Source organism: Peribacillus simplex NBRC 15720 = DSM 1321, from assembly GCF_002243645.1.
Classification (GTDB): Bacteria; Bacillota; Bacilli; order Bacillales; family DSM-1321; genus Peribacillus; species Peribacillus simplex.
The window spans coordinates 3,556,700-3,576,426 of sequence record NZ_CP017704.1; the positions used below are offsets into that span (position 1 = coordinate 3,556,700).

At 40.0% G+C, this 19,727-nt stretch carries 18 protein-coding genes and 1 pseudogene; 13 read left to right on the forward strand and 6 right to left on the reverse strand.

All coding sequences use genetic code 11. The features are described 5' to 3' along the window. Window positions 1-127: 127 nt before the first annotated feature. The 3 genes from BS1321_RS17145 to BS1321_RS17155 all read right to left on the reverse strand — a co-directional run bounded on the left by BS1321_RS17145 (window position 128) and on the right by BS1321_RS17155 (window position 3,382). Complete coding sequence (locus tag BS1321_RS17145; RefSeq protein WP_230162085.1) at window positions 128-1,006, reverse strand: MurR/RpiR family transcriptional regulator; 879 nt, start codon at window positions 1,004-1,006, stop codon at window positions 128-130. Between the two features lie 116 nt (window positions 1,007-1,122). Beyond that, on the reverse strand, window positions 1,123-1,815 hold the full coding sequence (locus tag BS1321_RS17150) for an N-acetylmannosamine-6-phosphate 2-epimerase (RefSeq protein ID WP_063235117.1): 693 nt from the start codon (window positions 1,813-1,815) through the stop codon (window positions 1,123-1,125). 31 nt (window positions 1,816-1,846) lie between these two features. Then, window positions 1,847-3,382, reverse strand: a complete 1,536-nt coding sequence (locus BS1321_RS17155) for a maltose/glucose-specific PTS transporter subunit IIC (protein ID WP_063235118.1) — start codon at window positions 3,380-3,382, stop codon at window positions 1,847-1,849. A gap of 406 nt (window positions 3,383-3,788) precedes the next feature. Here BS1321_RS17155 and BS1321_RS17160 point away from each other — a divergent pair, with 406 nt between their 5' ends. From BS1321_RS17160 to BS1321_RS17195, 9 genes are all read left to right on the forward strand, one after another. Continuing rightward, the gene (locus BS1321_RS17160) at window positions 3,789-4,094 is read left to right on the forward strand and encodes a DUF2294 domain-containing protein (RefSeq protein WP_081113038.1); all 306 of its coding nucleotides are present in this window, start codon (window positions 3,789-3,791) and stop codon (window positions 4,092-4,094) included. A 193-nt stretch (window positions 4,095-4,287) separates the two neighbouring features. Then, entirely contained in the window at window positions 4,288-5,325 is a 1,038-nt protein-coding gene (locus tag BS1321_RS17165; RefSeq protein WP_063235120.1) for an ABC transporter substrate-binding protein, read from the forward strand. A gap of 21 nt (window positions 5,326-5,346) precedes the next feature. Continuing rightward, window positions 5,347-6,276 carry a nucleoside hydrolase gene (locus BS1321_RS17170; protein WP_063235121.1) on the forward strand — a complete coding sequence of 310 codons (930 nt, stop codon included), beginning with the start codon at window positions 5,347-5,349 and terminating at the stop codon, window positions 6,274-6,276. A gap of 24 nt (window positions 6,277-6,300) precedes the next feature. Beyond that, a complete protein-coding gene (locus BS1321_RS17175; RefSeq protein WP_063235122.1) occupies window positions 6,301-7,125 on the forward strand; it encodes an ABC transporter permease in 825 nt (274 codons plus the stop codon). A 6-nt stretch (window positions 7,126-7,131) separates the two neighbouring features. After that, a complete protein-coding gene (locus BS1321_RS17180) occupies window positions 7,132-7,920 on the forward strand; it encodes an ABC transporter permease (RefSeq protein ID WP_063235123.1) in 789 nt (262 codons plus the stop codon). 15 nt (window positions 7,921-7,935) lie between these two features. Next, entirely contained in the window at window positions 7,936-9,000 is a 1,065-nt protein-coding gene (locus BS1321_RS17185; RefSeq protein WP_063235124.1) for an ABC transporter ATP-binding protein, read from the forward strand. A 16-nt stretch (window positions 9,001-9,016) separates the two neighbouring features. Beyond that, window positions 9,017-10,735, forward strand: coding sequence for an adenine deaminase C-terminal domain-containing protein (locus BS1321_RS17190; RefSeq protein WP_063235125.1), 1,719 nt, complete (start codon window positions 9,017-9,019; stop codon window positions 10,733-10,735). Window positions 10,736-10,942: 207 nt separating this feature from the next. Beyond that, window positions 10,943-11,095 (forward strand): hypothetical protein, encoded by a 153-nt coding sequence (locus BS1321_RS27555; protein ID WP_155726505.1) that lies wholly within the window; start codon window positions 10,943-10,945, stop codon window positions 11,093-11,095. Window positions 11,096-11,829: 734 nt separating this feature from the next. After that, entirely contained in the window at window positions 11,830-13,734 is a 1,905-nt protein-coding gene (locus BS1321_RS17195) for an endonuclease MutS2 (RefSeq protein WP_063235126.1), read from the forward strand. An 84-nt stretch (window positions 13,735-13,818) separates the two neighbouring features. Here the strand turns inward: BS1321_RS17195 and BS1321_RS27880 are convergent, their stop codons facing one another. Continuing rightward, window positions 13,819-13,962 (reverse strand): hypothetical protein, encoded by a 144-nt coding sequence (locus tag BS1321_RS27880; RefSeq protein ID WP_169803985.1) that lies wholly within the window; start codon window positions 13,960-13,962, stop codon window positions 13,819-13,821. Between the two features lie 33 nt (window positions 13,963-13,995). Further along, window positions 13,996-14,961 carry a DMT family transporter gene (locus BS1321_RS17200; protein ID WP_063235127.1) on the reverse strand — a complete coding sequence of 322 codons (966 nt, stop codon included), beginning with the start codon at window positions 14,959-14,961 and terminating at the stop codon, window positions 13,996-13,998. Between the two features lie 134 nt (window positions 14,962-15,095). Between BS1321_RS17200 and BS1321_RS17205 the strand changes: the two genes are divergently transcribed. Together BS1321_RS17205 and BS1321_RS17210 are read left to right on the forward strand one after the other, a co-directional pair. Beyond that, window positions 15,096-15,992, forward strand: coding sequence for a LysR family transcriptional regulator (locus BS1321_RS17205; RefSeq protein ID WP_063235128.1), 897 nt, complete (start codon window positions 15,096-15,098; stop codon window positions 15,990-15,992). Between the two features lie 98 nt (window positions 15,993-16,090). Then, window positions 16,091-16,984 carry a LysR family transcriptional regulator gene (locus tag BS1321_RS17210; RefSeq protein WP_063235129.1) on the forward strand — a complete coding sequence of 298 codons (894 nt, stop codon included), beginning with the start codon at window positions 16,091-16,093 and terminating at the stop codon, window positions 16,982-16,984. A 442-nt stretch (window positions 16,985-17,426) separates the two neighbouring features. Here the strand turns inward: BS1321_RS17210 and BS1321_RS17220 are convergent. Then, window positions 17,427-17,537 (reverse strand): annotated as a pseudogene (locus BS1321_RS17220) (site-specific integrase); the annotation flags it as partial. Between the two features lie 520 nt (window positions 17,538-18,057). Between BS1321_RS17220 and BS1321_RS27885 the strand changes: the two are divergent. Next, complete coding sequence (locus BS1321_RS27885; RefSeq protein WP_169803986.1) at window positions 18,058-18,234, forward strand: hypothetical protein; 177 nt, start codon at window positions 18,058-18,060, stop codon at window positions 18,232-18,234. 736 nt (window positions 18,235-18,970) lie between these two features. Continuing rightward, window positions 18,971-19,675, forward strand: a complete 705-nt coding sequence (locus tag BS1321_RS17225; RefSeq protein ID WP_063235131.1) for a hypothetical protein — start codon at window positions 18,971-18,973, stop codon at window positions 19,673-19,675. Window positions 19,676-19,727: the final 52 nt, after the last annotated feature.

Genomic DNA, 19,727 nt, shown 5'->3' on the forward strand with positions numbered 1-19,727 from the left:
AGGAAAAAAAGTGAACTGCACCCCAATTGTCAGTAACATCTAACCAATTGGAGATGCAGTTTTTTATATGATGGTGTAATTCGTGTATGGGTAAGTCAACGTACTTTTTTAACGGATCGGCCGAAAGTCAGTCGTTCTCGGTTAATACCTTTAAAGTCTTTTCCCTGATGCTTATCCTGTTTTTATAATCTTTAGCAACCAACTCTGTATATATTAAATCAAAAAGTAATAGTAACGGAAGCAATGGAGAGATGTTTTGTCCCATATGCATGCTGTTCTTGCTCGTGACCAATAGTGATATATCGCCAAGGTGTGAGAGCTCGGAATTCTTATCTCCAGTAAAGATCAAGATACGTGAGCCTTGCTTCTTTGCGATTTTAACAGCAGAAATCACTTCTTTCGTTGTTCCGGAAATGGAAATGCCGATGACGACACTATTCTCGTTACTTAAAGCTGCATCCATCATTGACTGGTGGGGATCTGTAATGGCTTCAACAGTTAAGCCGATACGGAAAAACTTGGACTTGAACTCCTGGGCCGCTATACCTGAACTCCCTATTCCATATACATGTATCTTATTTGCCTGTGTAAGGAAAGATACAGCTTTTTGGATATCGTCATATGTGGTTATATGAAAGGTATTATCAATGATACCTAAATGATCTTGATACAGTTTAGCGAAATAATCCACCTGCTTGATGTTCTTCATATTATTAGGCGTATTTCGGAGATCCACGAACCTTTTCAGCTCATGTCTGAACTCATTGAACCCAGAAAAGGCTAATTTCTGGCAGAAACGGGTAATGGTTGCAGGTGAAATATGAAGCTTTTTAGCTATTTGACTAATGGTTAACTTACTTGCTTCTTCAGGGTGCTGCAGAATATAATTGGCCAATTCTTCTTCTGTTTTGGTGAATTTGTCCATGCTGCACTCAATGCCATATATGAGGTTTTCTGCGAGATATTCCATTTGTTCACCCATTTCAAATTTCTTATATGTATTCATAGTTTAATGTATCCATTAGGTACGTCAATAACCGGAGGAACGGAAACAGGAATATGAATCGAAAAAAAAGACCCAAACTGTTGCCAGTCTGGGTCTTTCATTACTATGTGCAAATTCTATTTTTGGATCGCATCCACGAATCTTTTAGTGATTTGCTGCGGTCTGGTAATGGCACCGCCCACTACTACTGCATGTACATTCATATTCAATACCGAGCGAGCGATTTCTGGTGTTATGACATTTCCTTCAGCGATCACTTTTGCTTTTTTCACTTCTTTTACTATCTCTTTGAGCACAGCATAATCATCCTGATATATTTTCTGGCCGAACGTTTCGTTCGTATAGCCGTATAAAGTGGGCGCCACAATATCGAATCCTAAATCGTCAGCGTATACTGCTTCCTCAATGGTGGATACATCCGCCATTAGTAGAACATCCGGATATTTTGCTCGTATTTCGCTATAAAACTGCTTTAACGTTTTACCGTCCGGTCTTACCCGGGCTGTAGCATCCGTCGCAATGATTTCCGCTTTAGTTTCCATCAATGCATCAATTTCGGCCATGGTGGGAGTAATATAGACATCGTTTTGTCCATACACCTGTTTAATGATCCCTATGACTGGAAGGTCCACATTTTTCTTGATTTCCATTATGTCAGCTACAGAGTTTGCGCGAATGCACGTTGCACCGCCTTCTTTGGCAGCAATGGCCATGCGTCCCATAATAAAAGAGCTGTGCAGCGGCTCATTCTCCAATGCTTGACATGATACAATTAAGCCTTTGTGAATTTTATCCAGCACCTGTTGCATGTTTAACACGTCCTTATCGTTATCTATGTTCTTAATGACCCAAGTATTCTTCCACTTCATTTTTGATGATCGTTACTTGGGGACCGTATACTATTTGAATGCCATTTCCTTTTTTTACGACGCCTTTTGAACCGGTTTGTTTAATGACGTCCTCTTTCACCAATGATTCATCCTTTACCGTGACACGTAGACGGGTTGCACAGCAATCGACTATATCGATATTTTCCTGTCCGCCTAATCCATTAACGATGGTCTGGGTTCTCTCTGATGCCGTTACTTGTGTAACAGCGGCCTGTTCATCATCTTCACGGCCGACCACTTTCAAATTTTTCTTCCTGATCAAGAATTTAAAAGTGAAGTAGTATAGGAAAAACCACGGAATGCCGACGAGAAGTACATAAATCCAGTTTGTTTTACTGATGCCCTGGAGTATCCCGAATAAAGTAAAATCAATAAATCCTCCAGAAAAGGTTTGGCCGATCGTTATATTGAATATATCTGCCATCATGAAGGCAAGTCCGTCAAACAAGGCATGAAAAACATAAAGGATTGGGGCGACAAATAAGAAACTGAATTCAAGCGGTTCGGTAATGCCTGTTAAGAAAGAGGTCAAGGCAGCTGAAAGAAGCAAACCGGCCACGACTTTCTTATTTTTAGGTTTAGCGCAATGATAAATGGCCAATGCTGCTCCAGGTAGACCAAACATCATCGTGATGAACCGTCCGGACATGAACCGGGAAACACCCTCATAGTACTTGACGGTAGTTGGGTCGGCCAATTGCGCAAAGAAGATATTCTGGGTCCCGCTGACAATCTGCCCTTTAATCTCCATCGTTCCGCCTAATGCTGTTTGCCAGAAGGGAAGGTAGAAAATATGGTGCAATCCTAACGGCCCGAGCATCCGTAATATGAATCCGTAAAAGAAAGTCCCGATCGTACCTGTGCTCGTTACCAGCGCACCTAATTGGTTTATGAAAAGTTGGAAATAAGGCCATACGATAAAAAGCACGGCTCCAACCAAGATGGACGCGAAGGAAACGATGATGGGAATGAAACGGGAACCACCGAAAAACCCTAACACTTGCGGAAGCTGAATTTTATTATATTTATTGTGCAAAAGTGCGGCAACGATACCTACTACGATACCGCCAAACACACCAGTCTCCAGTGTTTGGATCCCGACCGCCATTCCCTGTCCGGAGCCTGCCAAATTCTCTTTGGCAAGTTCCCCATTTATTTGAAGCAGTGCATTTATTGAACTGTTCATGACGAAGTAGCCGATCATGGCTGCCAGTGCAGCGGTCCCTTTATCCGAACGTGCCAATCCTACTGCAACACCGACGGCAAAAATGACCGGCAAGTTGCCGAATACGATGCTTCCTGCAGAACTCATGATCGTGAAAATGGCCTGAAGCCAAGCAAAGTCTAAAAAAGGATAAGCCTCAACTGTATTTGGATTAGAAAGAGCACCGCCAATTCCCAACAATAAACCGGCCGCTGGCAAAACGGCTATCGGGAGCATAAAAGATTTACCGAACTGCTGCGCTTTCTCAAAAGCTTTCTTCATAATAATTCCTCCCTCATTTAACGAGCCTTTGATACTCTCTATTTTTAATCGCTCTATACTAGCTATATTAAATCCACATGAGAGCGTTTTCAATGCGATACAAGGTTATATCAATTGTTTTCAATCCTGCGCTTATTTCTCTGAAAAAGTTTTCATTAATAGAAGGTGCTGGATTGGATATAAAGTTATATAAATATATTGAAATCCCCATATGCTTATTTTTATAATTCGTGTATTGGTGTGTAAATGTACTATATAATAAAAAAAAAGATTTTTTTTGTGTGAAATCCGAATATTATCTTGTGCAAATAAGAAAAAGTATATATAATTACCTCAAACGATAGTTTGGCAGGTGATAGTCATCTTACCGATAAACTCTAACGAAACGAAGAAATTGCTTTCTCATATGTATAATGAGGTATCGAAGGAATTGTTCGGCTTTGGTACGACGCTGCTGAAGGTTACTGTTGAGCAGAATGTGATTACATTTCAGGCCAAACATCGACGTGCCCCGCGCTCTGAAGCTTTAGAAGGGGAAGTTCCCAGCCTGAAGCAGGAGGTTGACTTTCATATGTCCCTGCTTTATAAAAAGAAACTGAAACAAAAGCTGGAAACGCAAACGAATTGGGATATTGAAGCTGTCCTGAGGGATTATGACTCAGCGACGCAGCTGGCATTCACCAATATTGTATTGAAGGAAAAAATTATATAATCTTATAAATGGATTTCACTTCGGATTTATCTGGAGGGAACGCCACATGAGAACCAAATGATAAGTTTTATCTTTGTTTACAAAGAAAAGACAATCTTGGGTAGAATTTCAATTCTATTTAAGATTGTCTTTTTTTTACATTTATATATGTAAAAAGGAAATTATAAACAATATAAAATTGGAGGTTTGGATGATGAAAAAAATATTGATGATGTTATCGCTTTTCACATTAGTTTTAGCCGCATGCTCTTCAAAGGAGGATGGAAAGGAAAAACCAGCCAAATTAGTCGTTTCCACTTGGGGATTCGCAGATGATTTCTTCCGTCCGGAAGTCTATGAGCCATTTGAAAAGGAGCATAATGTCGAGATTGTCGTTGATTCAGGAAATAATGCAGATCGATTGAACAAGGTACGCCAAGCGAATAGCGATGTGGATGTTATCTATTTATCCGACTACTATGCACAGCAGGGCATCGATGAAGGGTTATTTGAGAAAGTTGACCATAGTAAAATTCCGAATATTGATAATATATATGACAAAGCAAAAGCGCCGAATGGCGATGACTTTGGACCAGCCTATACCATTGCACAATTTGGCATTGCCTATAATCCCGATGAAGTGAGTAAACCGATTACCTCATGGAAAGATCTTTGGAGCAAGGATTTGGCAGGAAAGATCACGATCCCATCAATCACTTCAACAACTGGACCGATGTTTTTAGATGCCGCTTCAAAAGTTAGCGGAAGTAAAGAGTTCAATGAAGATAAAGCCTTCGATCAAATGAAGAAGATCATGCCGAATGCGGTTAAGGAATACGGGCAAACATCAGAGTTCGTCAACATGTTCTCGCAAGGGGAAATCGCTGCAGGCCCAATCATGGAAATGTATTTTGGCGATCTACAGGAAGCCGTTCCTAATGCTAAGTTCATTTCCCCTGAAGAAGGCGGCTACGCAGTGATGAATACGGTGAATATTGTTAAAGCCAGCGATCAAAAAGAATTGGCCGGCGAATTCATGAATTACATCTTAAGCAAGGAAGTTCAAGAAAAATCAGCGAAAGCGAAAGTGGATTCTCCTGTCAATACGGAAGTCAAGCTCTCTAAAACGGAAGCAAAAGGCTTAACCTATGGAGATGACGTCATTAACAGCCTGCGTGTATTAGACATGAAGTTTGTAAATGAAGACTCTAAACAATGGATCGATCGTTGGAATCGTGAACTTACACACTAAGAAAGAAAAGAGGTGTGCTTGATGAAGAAAAAAATGATTCTTGATGTGGATACTGGAATAGATGATGCGATCGGGATCATTCTTGCTGTTAAAAGCCGTCAATTCGACATATTGGCGGTAACAACAGTGAACGGGAATGTGTCACTTGATACGGCCACTCGTAATACATGCAAAATATTGGATTTATTGAGTGAACAGGACATTTCAGTCATAAAGGGGGCAGATAGCCCAATTATCAGGAGCCCCTTTTTTGAACACCGGATCCATGGCGAAGACGGGATTGGCGGAGCCTTGAAGGATGTGCCAGTCAAAAAACAGCCTGATGATGGATTTGCTTCTGACTTCATCATCAATTCCATTTTGAATTTTCCTGGTGAAGTGACTCTTGTCATGACGGGACCTCTTACGAATTTGGCCTTAGCGGTGAAAAAATGTCCGCAAATCACCAAGCTTGTTAAAGAAGTCATTTTCATGGGCGGAGTTGTTAAAGGGGTTGGCAATGTCACGCCAACCTCTGAATATAACACGTATGTCGATCCTGAAGCAGCCAAAATCGTATTACAGGCGGGATTCACATCCATCACGCAAGTTGGTCTTGATGTCACGAGAAAGGTTCTATTGGGTGAAGAGCATATCCAACTGATTCAAAACGATGCACTTGCTGATTATATAAGGGAAAGTACATCAGATTATCGGAAAAGGTATTTTGAACGTAACGGTATATGGGCATGTGCGATGCATGATCCATTAGCTGTAGCTATCGCTTTGCAAGAAGATCTTGTCACCAGAGAAGAATATTATGTGGATGTTGAAACAAAGAGTGAGCTTTGTGACGGACAGATGGTTTGCGACTTTCAAAATAGGCTGATGAAGCCGCCAAATGCGCATGTTTGTCTGGACGTCGATGCGGAAGCGTTTTTCGACCTGTTCATTCGCATAATCAATTCATAAATAATACGAACAGGGGGTTCCGAGGTGAAAAAACGCTATCTATACCTGCTGCTGTTTCCAGGCGTTCTATTTTTAACGGTTTTCATGATCATTCCGATCCTAATGACGATTGGCACGACATTTTTTAATGAAAGCGGCGGTTTTTCCATACAAGGATATCTCGATTTTTTCCAAGATCGATACTTTATTGAAATTCTGCTAACGACACTTAGGGTGAGTCTGTTCACGACAATCGTTTGCATTCTATTAGGATTTCCAGCAGCTTATTATATTTCAAAATTGAAACAACGAAAAAAAGCCATCATGCTTTTGCTGACGATCTTCCCGCTATTAACAAGCCCCGTGGTCCGCTCATTCAGCTGGATGGTGATTATCGGTAAAAACGGTGTGGTGAATAAATTGCTTATGGGCATGGGCTTGATTGAAAAGCCGCTTGATATATTGTACACGCCTACTGCCATCATCATCGGATTGGTCCATTTATTCCTGCCATTGATCATCGTGACGCTGGTGGGTGTGATGGAGAACATCGAGACTGACTTATTAAAAGCGGCCGAGAGCCTTGGAGCATCAAGATTGGCAGTATTCTCAAAAGTGATCATTCCGCTTTCGGTTCCAGGTTTGGTCATTGGCAGCATCCTTGTTTTTGTAGGGAGCTTCACGGCCTATACAACGCCTGCTTTATTAGGTGGGAAACAGCGGGTCATTTCGACATTTCTTTATCAAAACGCGATTACGTTGAACGAATGGCAAGTGGCATCGATTGTCGCTACCATAATGATTGCAGTGACAGTTCTTATCATATCGATCATGAATGGTTTGGCAAAAAAATTAAATCCAAAGGGGTAGAGGTGTATGCAGGAAAAAAATCGAGGATTGGCCCTGTTTACTCTCCTGGTGTTCCTTTTTTTACTAGGGCCTTTGCTTATCATATCCGTTACGTCATTTGAAGGCGGAAATATTCTGAAGTTCCCACCAGAAGAGTTTTCTTTAAGATGGTACGAAAATATTTTTAATGTGGAAATGTTTTTGGTCGCTTTTAAAACGTCCATCCTTGTTTCACTCGGAGGCAACCTTTTGGCACTGTTACTGGGAGTGCCGGCTGCCTATGCATTAAGCCGATTTGATTTCAAAGGGAAAAGCGTGATTAATGCATTTTTCGTTTCTCCCATATTAATACCGGGAATCGTGCTGGGCTTTGCGTTTTTACGTTATATTGTGGGAACTTATCAGCTTCCGATTTATGCGGCTCTGTTTGTGGGACATACTGTTATCATGCTGCCGTTCATCATCCGTGTGATTTCTTCAAGCTTATCAAACTTTGACTTTTCCATTGAAGAAGCGGCGGAGAGTCTCGGAGCCAGTAAATTGGGCACATTCTTTACAGTTGTCCTCCCGAATATAAAATCAGGAATTCTGGCGGCAGTCATGATCGCCTTCTTGGAATCCTTCAATAATGTAGACATTTCTGTTTATATGACAGGCCCTGGGGTAAGTACGTTTCCGATTCAGATGCTGACGTATGTGGAGAACTACTTCGATCCTACCATTTCGGCCATTTCCGTATTACTCATGTTCATAACAGCTTTCTTCATGTTTATAGTAGAACGGCTAATGGGATTGTCTTATTTCACAAAACGATAAAGGAGGTAATGATGGATGGCTTTATTCACTTTACAAGATATATCTGTAGCATATAACAAACAGAATATATTAAAAGATTTCAATCTTGAGATTGAAAAAGGGAAACTGGTATCCCTTCTTGGCCCGAGCGGCTGTGGGAAAACGACGACCCTGCGTTTAATTGCCGGTTTTTTACAGGCGAACGAAGGGAAGTTTTTATTCAAGGAAAAGGACTATACGAAAGTGCCCGTCAACAAGCGGAATTTTGGCTTTGTGTTCCAAAACTATGCATTATTTCCGCATTTGTCGATATTCGATAATATTGCATTCGGTCTCCGTCTCCGAAAGAATTCTAAAAGTGAAATCGAAAAAAAAGTAATGAATGTGCTCGAAATAGTTAATTTAAAAGGATTTGAAAAGAGATATCCCCAAGAGCTTTCCGGAGGGCAAAAGCAGCGGGTTGCGATTGCCAGGGCGCTGGTGATTGAACCGGACATCCTATTATTTGACGAGCCATTGAGTAATCTTGATGCCAACTTAAGGGTGAATATGAGAGTCGAGATTCGCCGTATCCAACAAGAGCTGGGGATTACAACGGTATATGTTTCCCATGACCAGGAAGAATGCTTTTCGATATCTGACCAGGTGGCGATCATGAATAAAGGGATCATCGAGCAGCTTAGTGATCCTGCGACCATTTACAAATATCCTGAAACCAAGTTTGTCGCAGACTTCATCGGCTTCAAGAACTTCATTGACTTCGATAAGCGGACAGATCATGAAGATAAAATCGAACTGAAAAAGTCTGGGTACTCATTTGTGCTGCACAAGGATGCACAGATGAACAATTCAACGGGAAAAATAGGAGCCATCAGACCGGACGATCTGTTGATCAGGGAAAAGGATAACACTGGAGCTGTTCAAGAAAATAGTTTATCTGGCCGAGTTAAGGTAAGTACCTATCTGGGAAGAAGCTATCAATATGTCGTTGAAACTCCAATAGGGGATTTCACTGTGAACAAGGAAATGTCGGATTCCTATCGGACGGGCCAGGAAATCATCCTTGAAATTCCGAGAAACCAGATGGTGCTTGTTGACTAGCTTAGGAGGGTAAGTTATGCGAATGGATATGCTTGTAAGAGATATCAACGTGTTTAACAGCTATTTTAAAAGATTCATTAAAGGGAATGCAGCCATCAAGGATGGAAAGTTCTATTATATAGGAGAACGGGAATTGGATGCCTTCGAGCCGGATAGAATCGTCGATGGACAGGGGAAGTATATGGTTCCAGGTCTGATCGATATCCATCTCCACATTGAAAGTACGATGGTGACGCCTGCGACTTTTTCCTACGGGTTAATCAAAAATGGCGTGACGACGATCGTGCCGGAACCGCATGAAATGGCCAATGTTTTCGGAATTTCCGGTGTGAAGGAAATGATCAAAGCAAGTAAAGATTGCGTAGCGGATATGTTTTATGCCATCCCGAGTTCCGTTCCTGCGACATCGATGGAAACAACAGGCGGTGCTATAGAAATAGATGATATAGATGAATTGATGCAAACGGAAGACATTAAATGTCTCGGCGAAATCATGAATTACTATGAGGTCATAACCGACCCGGATTGCAAAACGAATCGGATCTTGTCCCATATCCGTTCCCGTTATCCAGATCTGATCATTGAGGGGCACGTTCCAAAGCTGCTCGACTTGGACCTGCAGAAGATTGTTTATGCCGGAGTGAATTCAGATCATACACACCAGACTGTGGAAGGGATGGACGCGCGGATCGGTGCCGGAATGTTCATTGAGATTCAAGAAAAATCAATGACTGAAGAAGTGATAAATTACTTGAAGGAAAAGCAGGTGGATGAGCATTTCTGCTTTGTCACCGATGATGTCATGACCGACTCTTTCCAAAACAGAGGACATTTGAATGTCCTTTTAAAGAAGGCGATTCAAATGGGGATGACTCCGGAAAAAGCCATTTATGCATGCACCTATACACCTGCACAGCGGATGAGGATGTATGACCGCGGCGCCATTACACCTGGAAAAACAGCAGATTTCCTTCTTGTATCCAACTTGGAAACATTTGATATTGAACAAGTATACAAAAAAGGTGAGCTCGTTTATGAATCTTCACGTCCATATGTGCAAGAAGTGAAGGAAAGACAATTTCCTGAGCATTTCTATCAAAGTGTGAAGCTTGCGGAACTTACTGAAAACGATTTTAACATCCCAATCTCAGATAATCATGAACACATCAAATGCCGGATCATCAACGTGCAGAATGGTTCCACTTTCACGACTGAAACCCATGATAGCTTAAATGGGAAGAATGGTGAATTATGCTGGGAAGAAAGCCCATACGGTTTAATCGCCACATTCGAACGGTACGGGAAAAACGGTAACAGGGCGCACGGGTTGATCGCCGGGGATGTTTTGAAGCGGGGAGCTGTCGCCACCACCTATTCGCATGATAACCATAATCTTTTGGTGATCGGCCATAATAAGCAGGATATGCTGATCGCCGCTAACGAAGTAATAAGGAAGCAAGGCGGAGTCTGCTGCGTTGAAGATGGCAAGGTCCTATCCATGATTCCTCTTCCGGTAGGAGGGATTCTTTCCGAAGAGCCAATGGACATCGTATCAAGGCAGGTTCAGCACCTGACAGATGTACTTAAATCGTTAGGCTACGAACATTATAATGTCATCATGTCATTAAGCACCTTATCGCTTCCTGTCAGCCCGGCTCTGAAAATAACCGACCATGGATTGATCAACGTGAATGAAGGGAAAACAGTCCCTCTCATAATGAGTGATGAAGCTTAAACCGAAAAGGGGATTATCCAATGGATAATCCCCTATTTTTAATGACTTAACAGGCGTCAAATGTTAGCTGCACTTTTAATCATGTTTTATTTTCATAAAATTACCATTAAGGGAAATATATGATAAAATAGAGGGACAACTGAGGATAGAGTGGTGGTCACAGTTTTGCTTTTCCATCTAATTATAGATGGGGAAGGAGGTGACCGCATGATTCATTTCTTATTGAACTTAATTACAGATATGGGGAAAGAGATATTTGTTGCTGTAGCAACCAGTCTTATCCTGTCTGTGTTCGCCAAGAAACGGAAAAAGAACCACTCATCCTCCCAAGATGGCAATGGTTCTTCTTCTGACGATTAATTAAGTTAGTTGTGACCAACCACTCTTGCTAGTTGTCAGCCTCATGTTAGCGCATGGGGCTGTTTTCAGTTTATGTTAATATAAGGATAACATACCCCAATTTTAAAGTAAATATTCAGACACTGAAAAGGGGTGTTACTGAAGCATTATTGCAATAACGTTTAGTTAGCTCTGGAAATGCTGCGTGGCGGTTTTTGTTTTCTTGGGAATTTCCGTTTGCATCACCTCTTTTAAATTCTAAATAAATTATACATACGATTTACATGCCAATATAAAATACGAAAAAATATTGACTATTTATTACTTATATGGTATGTTAATACCAATCTAAGAAAAGGTGTGGTGTTTTATGTCGGGAGTAGGTATCAACTAATTTAGTTGAATAAGGTATTTAATCACTGATTGGTCAGTGGATTAAGTATGCCTTTTTTTACAGTGCAATTCTGCATTGTGAATACCTACCTTAAGACTGCTTCCTTTTCCATAAATCGTGTAACATGTAGGTGTTACGACGAAAAGCATGGTGGGATTTGTCCTATCATGCTTTTTTGTGTACGCAGGTCTATTCGAGCTGCCCAATTTGTTATCGATTTTAGGTACTTATCTATCGATAAGGCCGTGCCCGCAGGAGCTTTCTACTCAAATGGCTTGTTCATTTGTAAAGGTAGGGGGACTTTTGCGGGCATTTTTTGGATTTAAGGAAAATCGCACACTCATTCAAGGAGGATCATGATATGAATTTGATGACATATGAAAAACTACAATATATACAACTGAAAGAAATGGTGAAAAACCATTGTGTAAGTGGTTTAGGAAAAGCATTATTGGATCAGTTAAAGCCAAGCAGCATTTTGAACGTTGTTAAAAATCGGTTAAGCGAGACGACGGAGGCAAGGAATTTGCTAAATGCAGAAAGCCATATTCCCTTAAAGGGTATTTCCCATGTGGGCTACCATATCGACAAACTGGAAAAGGGAATGATTTTGGAGCCCACTGAGTTGGTGGCGATAGCAGACTTCTTAAGAGGCTGCAGGAATATCAAGAAATTCATGACCGATAAAGAGTTCTTTGCACCTACCCTGCATTCCTACGCCCGCTCCATGACTGAATTCAGGAGCATTGAAGAAGAAATCCAATTTACCATAAAGGGAAATATCGTCGTTTCCGAAGCCAGCAAGGATCTGAAACGGATTCGGAACCAAATCATCAAGACGGAAAGTAAAATAGAGGAACGGTTGAATAAGTTCTTGAAGAGCGGGGCCAATAAAGAGTTCATTCAGGAGTTTTTCATCAGCAAAAAAGATGATCGCTATACAATCCCGATCAAAGCCTCTTATAAAAATCAGGTGGCCGGAACGATCGTGGAAGTTTCTGCAAAAGGGGCTACCGTGTTCATTGAACCTGCCTCTGTAACGAAGTTGAATGTAGAATTGGCTAGTTTAAAAGCGGAAGAATCGATGGAAGAGTATCAACTTTTGGCCACATTATCTGGGACGGTTTTCGAGCAGCTGAAACCGATCAAGATCAATATCGAGCTAATCAGTCAATATGACATGATCTTCGCAAAAGCCAAGTTCAGTAAAAGCATGGATGCCATCGAACCGAAAATCAATGATCATGGTTATATTCAGTTAAAAGGCTGTAAACATCCTCTTTTGCCACAAGACAGTGTACCTTTGGATTTTGAGATCGGTAAGGATTATCGCAGCTTGATCATTACTGGTCCAAATGCCGGGGGGAAAACAGTCGTCCTGAAAACGATCGGCATCCTTACGTTGGCCGTCATGTCAGGGCTTCATGTTGCCGGAAAAGAGGGGACGGAGCTTGCCGTCTTCGATCAGGTATTCGTCGACATCGGTGACAATCAAAGTATTGAAAATGCGCTGAGCACGTTTTCATCGCATATGAAAAACATCTCGGAAATCATGGGGGCAATAACCAATAACTCCTTGCTGCTGTTCGATGAAATCGGGAGCGGAACGGAACCGAATGAAGGTGCTGCTTTAGCGATTGCCATCCTTGAGGAATTTTATCAGAGGGGCTGCATAACCGTTGCGACGACCCATTATGGTGAAATCAAGCGCTATTCGGAAATACACAGTGATTTCATGAATGCGGCCATGCAGTTCAATAGTGAAACACTTGAGCCAAAGTATAAGCTGTTGATCGGGCAATCCGGGGAAAGCAATGCCCTGTGGATCGCGAAAAAGATGAATGTTCGTGAAAAGGTTTTGCAAAAGGCAAAGCTCTATATCGATAATAAAGACTATGACTTGGAGCGTGTCCAGGAAGGTAAAATCAAAAAAGCGAAGCCAACGGCGATTCCAAAGGAAGCATCATATGAATATGAAGTCGGCGACAAAGTAAAGGTAAGCGAACTGGACGGATATGCGATCGTTTATAAGAAAAAAGATTCATACAATAATGTCACCGTTCTTTTCGAAGATACCTTCAAGGAGGTTCATGCCAATAGGCTCGAGCTTGAAATAAAGGCCGTCGATTTATATCCTGAAGGCTATGATCTCAATTCTTTATTTGTCAGTTATAAAGAAAGGAAATTGGACCGGGACCTTGAACGGGGATCAAAAAAGGCGTTAAAGAATGTAGCAGCGGATATCCGGAAGAAGCTTGGTGAATAGTACGATCATCCAATAACGAATCAAAGTGCAAAAAAGCCTCTCTAAATGAAAGGCTTTTTTGCGTTGTATCGCCAAAAGTCTATTTTACTTAATTCTTTTACTTCTATTATGATATAGATTAATTAATTCTGCATTTTGCTCATTCATCTTTTTCACATTCTTATTAATCGTGGCCAATTCCCACAGTACAGCTAATCCAAAGATTAGCATAAGCGTTAATAAATCCATCGTTGCCCTCCTATTGATGTTTTGTACCTTTAATTAAATGATTCTTTTCAATTTCCTTGGATTCAATTTCTCAACTTGGGAAGGCAAGTTTTTTCTTTGATAATAATTGTTTTGAATCAATGCATATATGACTAAAAAAGTTCCGAGTAATTCGAATGATGATAGTGATTTTCCTTGGATAAAAACGATGACCAACGTGGTTATTGGAACCAGATTGATAAATAGGATTCCATTGATCGGCGTTAAAAGTTTAATGCCTAAATTCCAGCTTAAAAGGGCAATGGCACCGGGGAAAATAATCATGAAAATCATTTCGCCATAAATGGATTGCATAACCTCTGCTGTAGGGACAGACAGGCCCATTGCAGTTGCGAGGAATGTTATGATTGCTGATACTGTTGTTCCTAAAATGCACGTTAAAGTCGAATAGCGGAGTGTTGACCATCCATTGAATTGGTTGCCGCCCATCGTATAAATAACCCACCCTATAACCCCGATAAGAATGAAAAGGATAGGGATGATGCTATCTTTCAATAAAACTACGAAGGATAAGTTGCCGTTGGTAATGACAAGAATGGCCCCTATCAAGGCAAGGAACATGCTGGCGATGGTATATTTCATGGGTCTCGCATTTTTGAAAACCCATATTATTAAAATTGAAATCATGGGCATTAATGATTCCATGATGGAAGCAACAATTACCCCGTTATGTCCCAGTAAGTCTTGACCTGCGAAAATGAGAAAGTTGTATACAGTGAACGCCATCGTTCCAAAAAATAATAATTTCTTTCCTTTCCCTTCCAGCTTAAATGACTCCTTCCCCTCTTTAATTAAAAGCAATATCCCTAAAATTACGCTAACAGCTAAATATCGCAAAAAAGAGAAATAAAAAGGATCAATATACATCAAGGCCCTTTCTGCAACTGGAAACATCGCTCCCCAAGAAATGCTGGCTGTCAAACATAAAAGTGCACCGATTAAAACTTGATTTTTTTTCATAAAAGCTTCCCCTCAAAAATAATGATTGATTAAATTCCTATACACACCTTATGATAAAGTCATTATCATGTAAAATGACTTAAAATGAATATAATCATCATTATTAATGATAGTTGAGAAAGGGGGTCACTTTCATGGAAATGCGAGATTTGCAAATATTCCAGTGCGTCGCTAAATATGGAAGCGTAAGTAAGGCGGCTGTTGAGTTGAATTACGTCCAATCCAATGTAACGGCGAGGATTAAGCATTTAGAGCAGGAGTTACGGACGCCTTTATTCAATCGACATAAACGTGGCATGTCTTTAACTGCAGAGGCCAGAAAAATGCTGGAGTATGTAAACAAAATTTTGCTTGATGTGGAAGAACTCAAGCAGGTATTCCTGGATAGTGAAACACCTACAGGGATATTGAACATCGGTACAGTTGAAACGGTCAGCGATCTTCCCAAGATTCTAGCCTCATATCATAAACAGTATCCAAATGTCGATTTATCCATAAAGGCGGGGTTAACAGAAGACCTAATTAAAGATGTCATTGAACATAGGCTGGATGGCGCTTTTGTTACAGGACCAATTAAACATCCGCTCATTCAGCCATACGATGTATGTACAGAAAAACTAGTATTAGTTACAAGAAATGAAACATTTAACCTTGAAGAAATTATAACAGAACCATTTTTAGTATTCAGTCAGGGTTGTGGCTATCGCTCTAAACTGGAACAATGGCTTAAAGAAGAAGAATTGATGCCCAAAAGGATCATGGAGTTCAATGTATTGGAAACGATCTTAACCAGCGTAACACTCGGCCTTGGCATTACCCTCGTACCACAATCAGCGGTAAATCACCTTACAGCCAATGAAAAAGTGCACGTACATGCAATTCCGGAAGAATACCGCAATATCTCGACAGTCTTCATTCACCGTAAAGATGCTTATATGACAAACTCCATGCAAAGCTTCTTGCAAACGATTGAAGCTCATCATGAAAACCGATTTAAGCAAAATCCTGGACTTACTCCTGAGCTGATATGAAGGAAGGGGGAGCAGCATATCGCTTTACATAGAATGATAGAGGATCGCTGAAACCGTTGATTATTAGGCTGCGAAACTATTAAGGGTGGGGAAATCGTATGGATGAAAAAGATTGTTTAATTTTACAATATTTATATAAAGACCAGAATCTGACAAAAGCTGCAGAGCGACTTTACATGACCCAACCCGCATTAACGTACCGCGTAAGACAAATTGAAAAGGAATTCCAGACTGAAATACTAGCTAAAAATGGGAAAAATATTAAAATGACTCCTGCTGGAGAATATTTGGTAAGCTATGCAAACAAAATGCTCATAGATTTACGTCAAACAAAAGAGTATTTATTGAGTATGGGAAGTGAAACGAAGGGTAGTTTGAAATTAGGTATAAGCAGCCATTTCGGACTTTATAACCTGCCTTCCATTTTGGAAGAGTACATGGTTAATTGTCCAATGGTCCATTTAAATGTTGATACGGGCTTCAGTACGGAAATGATGGAATTGCTTATGCAAGGTGAGATTGATGTTGCGATTGTAAAAGGCGATTATGAGTGGCTCGATGAAAAGTTTCTTCTTGAGGAAGAAAATATATGCATCATTTCAAAAGATGAGATACTTGTTGATAGCCTTCCAGATTTTCCGATGATTAATCGTAAAGAACCGAATGTTTTACTGAAATATAGAAATATATCGCAAATTCCCTCTGAAAAAGGTATTGATTATTGGTGGAATGAAAGGTTTACATCGCCTCCTCTGGTAATGATGCAAGTGGACAGCTATGAGACATGCAGGGAAATGGTAAGAAGAGGGCTAGGGTATGCCATTATTCCTCGTGTTTTTTTGCAAAAAAGTGATGATTTGTTTTCCCATGATTTGATCTTAAAAAATGGTGAAGAGATAAAAAGAAGAACATGGATGTTATACCGGCAATCATCTTTACAATTAGCCAGTGTTTCCAAGTTTGTGAGTGAAATTAAAAAGCTATATTGCTAAAAGGTTATATTGATTGTTCTCCTTTCATACTGTAGACAAACTCGAAGAAAAGCGAGTTTGCCTACAGTTTTTTTTATAAAAAACGTTCCAGCTTGATTTCAGAAATCCGCTCCCTTTCCGCCGACTGTCTGCCAAGCCTCCTCGGCGCAAGCGCCTGTGGGGTCTCGGCTAGCCAGCTATTCGGCAGGAGTATCGCAAATTTCTTCAATCTAGTTAGGGTTAGACTCCATAAAAAAAGTAAAACATGAAGGATAACCAAGTCTACCTTTAAAATCATGGTTTGGGATTAGAGCATTCGGACCCTCCAGACTGTAGACAAACTCGAAGAAAAGCGAGTTTGCCTACAGTTTTTTTTATAAAAAACGTTCCAGCTGATTGGAATGGAAGGTACGAGACTCCTGCGGGGAAAGAGCGCCGAGGAGGGCTCCCTATGCTTATTACATGGATGAGAATGATGCAGAATCCGTTGCAGCATGGCAATATCTTTGGTCGCCTTGTAAAACCAATAGCCAAACGTTTTTCGCAAGGTATGGTTGCCGACATGTTCTACGCCAGTTTGAAGGCTATAAGATGAGAGGTAAAACAATATAGACCCCTAAAAGCTTAAAGTAGTCTATTTCTTGTGTCGTTGATTTGTATTAATTTTTTACATCTTTTGAGTTACTAAAAATTTTAAAAATAAAGAGCGCACTAAAGAAAATAACCTGTATCCCTATAATAAAATAAATAATATTTGGATAATGGGCCAGCGATATAGCATAGTAATGGTATTTATTATTGCTTCGGTTTCCTTATGTTTTTCGTTTATTAATCTTATTACCTCTAGAAAGTATTTAACATTAACCATAGGTGAATCTAACGATAACTTGATAAAGCATTTGTGAATTATTTAGACAAAAAGCCAACGATTTCGTTGGCTTTTTGTCTGTACGATCATTTCAATTATCATACATTCAAATTAGATAAAAAAATACCCTTCTTAAACTAAACTGGTAGTTTAGTTTAAGAAAAATTGTATTATTTTTCATCAATTAGGAAAATATATAAATAACAGAAAGAAGGAGGGAACAGAGATGGAAGTAAATATGAGTGTTGAAGAAGTCGTGAATCAAATTTCTCAATTAGTAGAAAAAGAAGGGAAGCCACCTCGAAAGAAAGAGGTAAAGAAGTCAGATCCGGAGTTAATGAAAAATGCTTTGTATTATTTTCCTAGTTGGGATACTGCAGTAGAACATAGCATTGGATCTTAACCATAAACGATACATAGACATTTATTTTTCAATTAGTATTATAAGGCAAGGGAAGTTATGAAGGCCGCCAATTGGCGGCCTTTTGAACGTGCGATTCTTTAGATTATCATACATTCAAATTGGTTTTAAAAAGTACTCCTTATTCAAACTATCTATCGGGTAGTTTAGTTAAATAAAGATATGGACGCATCAAAGGATTCCTGGTCTCAATTAGGGAAGATTATTTTCGGCAAGCCCGTATTAATGTCGATGGCTTACGGATGCGTGAAGCGTTAACTGGTGAAAACGATGTATTAGAACAATTTTTGATGTTTAAGGAGTAACTGTACAATTCGAATTTAGGGATGGAAAACCAATTGTGTTCACTACCTTATTGGGTAAAGCAAATGAAATCAACTAACTTTGCATATTTTGATTACTACTTTATCGGACGCTTTCCCTGAACTGGAAAGCGTCTTTGTTATAGAAAAAAGGGATATTAAATAATGCCTTATTGTGAAATGATACTTATTAACTTAATAAGTAGTTTTTCCTTGAAATTAGTAAATGAATCAATTTCATAATATAAAAAATAAAGCCAAATGCACGATTTCTTATATTTTTTCTTTTCGGAAAGAGTGGAGTATCGATCTTTTTTAAGTCTATAAAGTTTGATACTTGCAAAGAAGCATAGTGTAACTTTTTTACATATGGGACCGTATAATAATTTGTTAAAACACATGAAAAGAGGGTTCCAATGAAAAAGATATTGTTGATTTTGGCAGCCGTTTTTTTGGTAACAGGACTTAGTGCTTGTAAAGGAGTCCAGGAGGAAAATAAGGAATCTCCACCAATTTCAGAAAAGCCAAATGATAATCCTAAGCAAACCGACGGGCAAGATGAAGATCCTCCAGGTGAATCGGTCGATGATCCGACAAAAGATCGGCCAAATACGAAAACGGATATGATCATATTAGAAGGTACGGAAGAATCATTCCAATTCACGCTTCATCATAGTCAGGCATTGGGATTTTCAACCTACATCGTGGATGACATGGTTGTTGAAGAGGCTAGTTCTGGTGAAGGAGATGCAATGATTGTTTTTGCAAATTTTGCAGGCAAGAGAAATGAGGATGCCAAAGTTCAGATATTTTCCAAAAGTGAGGGTACGAATGCGACAATAGAAGAACAGGCAGAGTTTGCGAGGGAAGTTGTGATAAGCAACGGCTTTGAGATTGAACAGCGATCTGATAATGCGCCTAACCGATTTGATTGGTCTGAGGTCGAATTTGACATTAGTCAGAAGGGCAGTAATTATTTATTATTGGGTACAGTGTCGGTTTTTCAACATGGCGACCGCGTTTACTATGCGATAGTTCAATATCCGGAAGATTATGAAGAAGGCTTCATACCGCGGGTTGTAAAAATGTTTGATGATATCGTATGGTATGAAGCACCTTGATAAATGAGTATCCGAAATTGGGTGCACCATTTTAACAGAGAATGGTAAGATA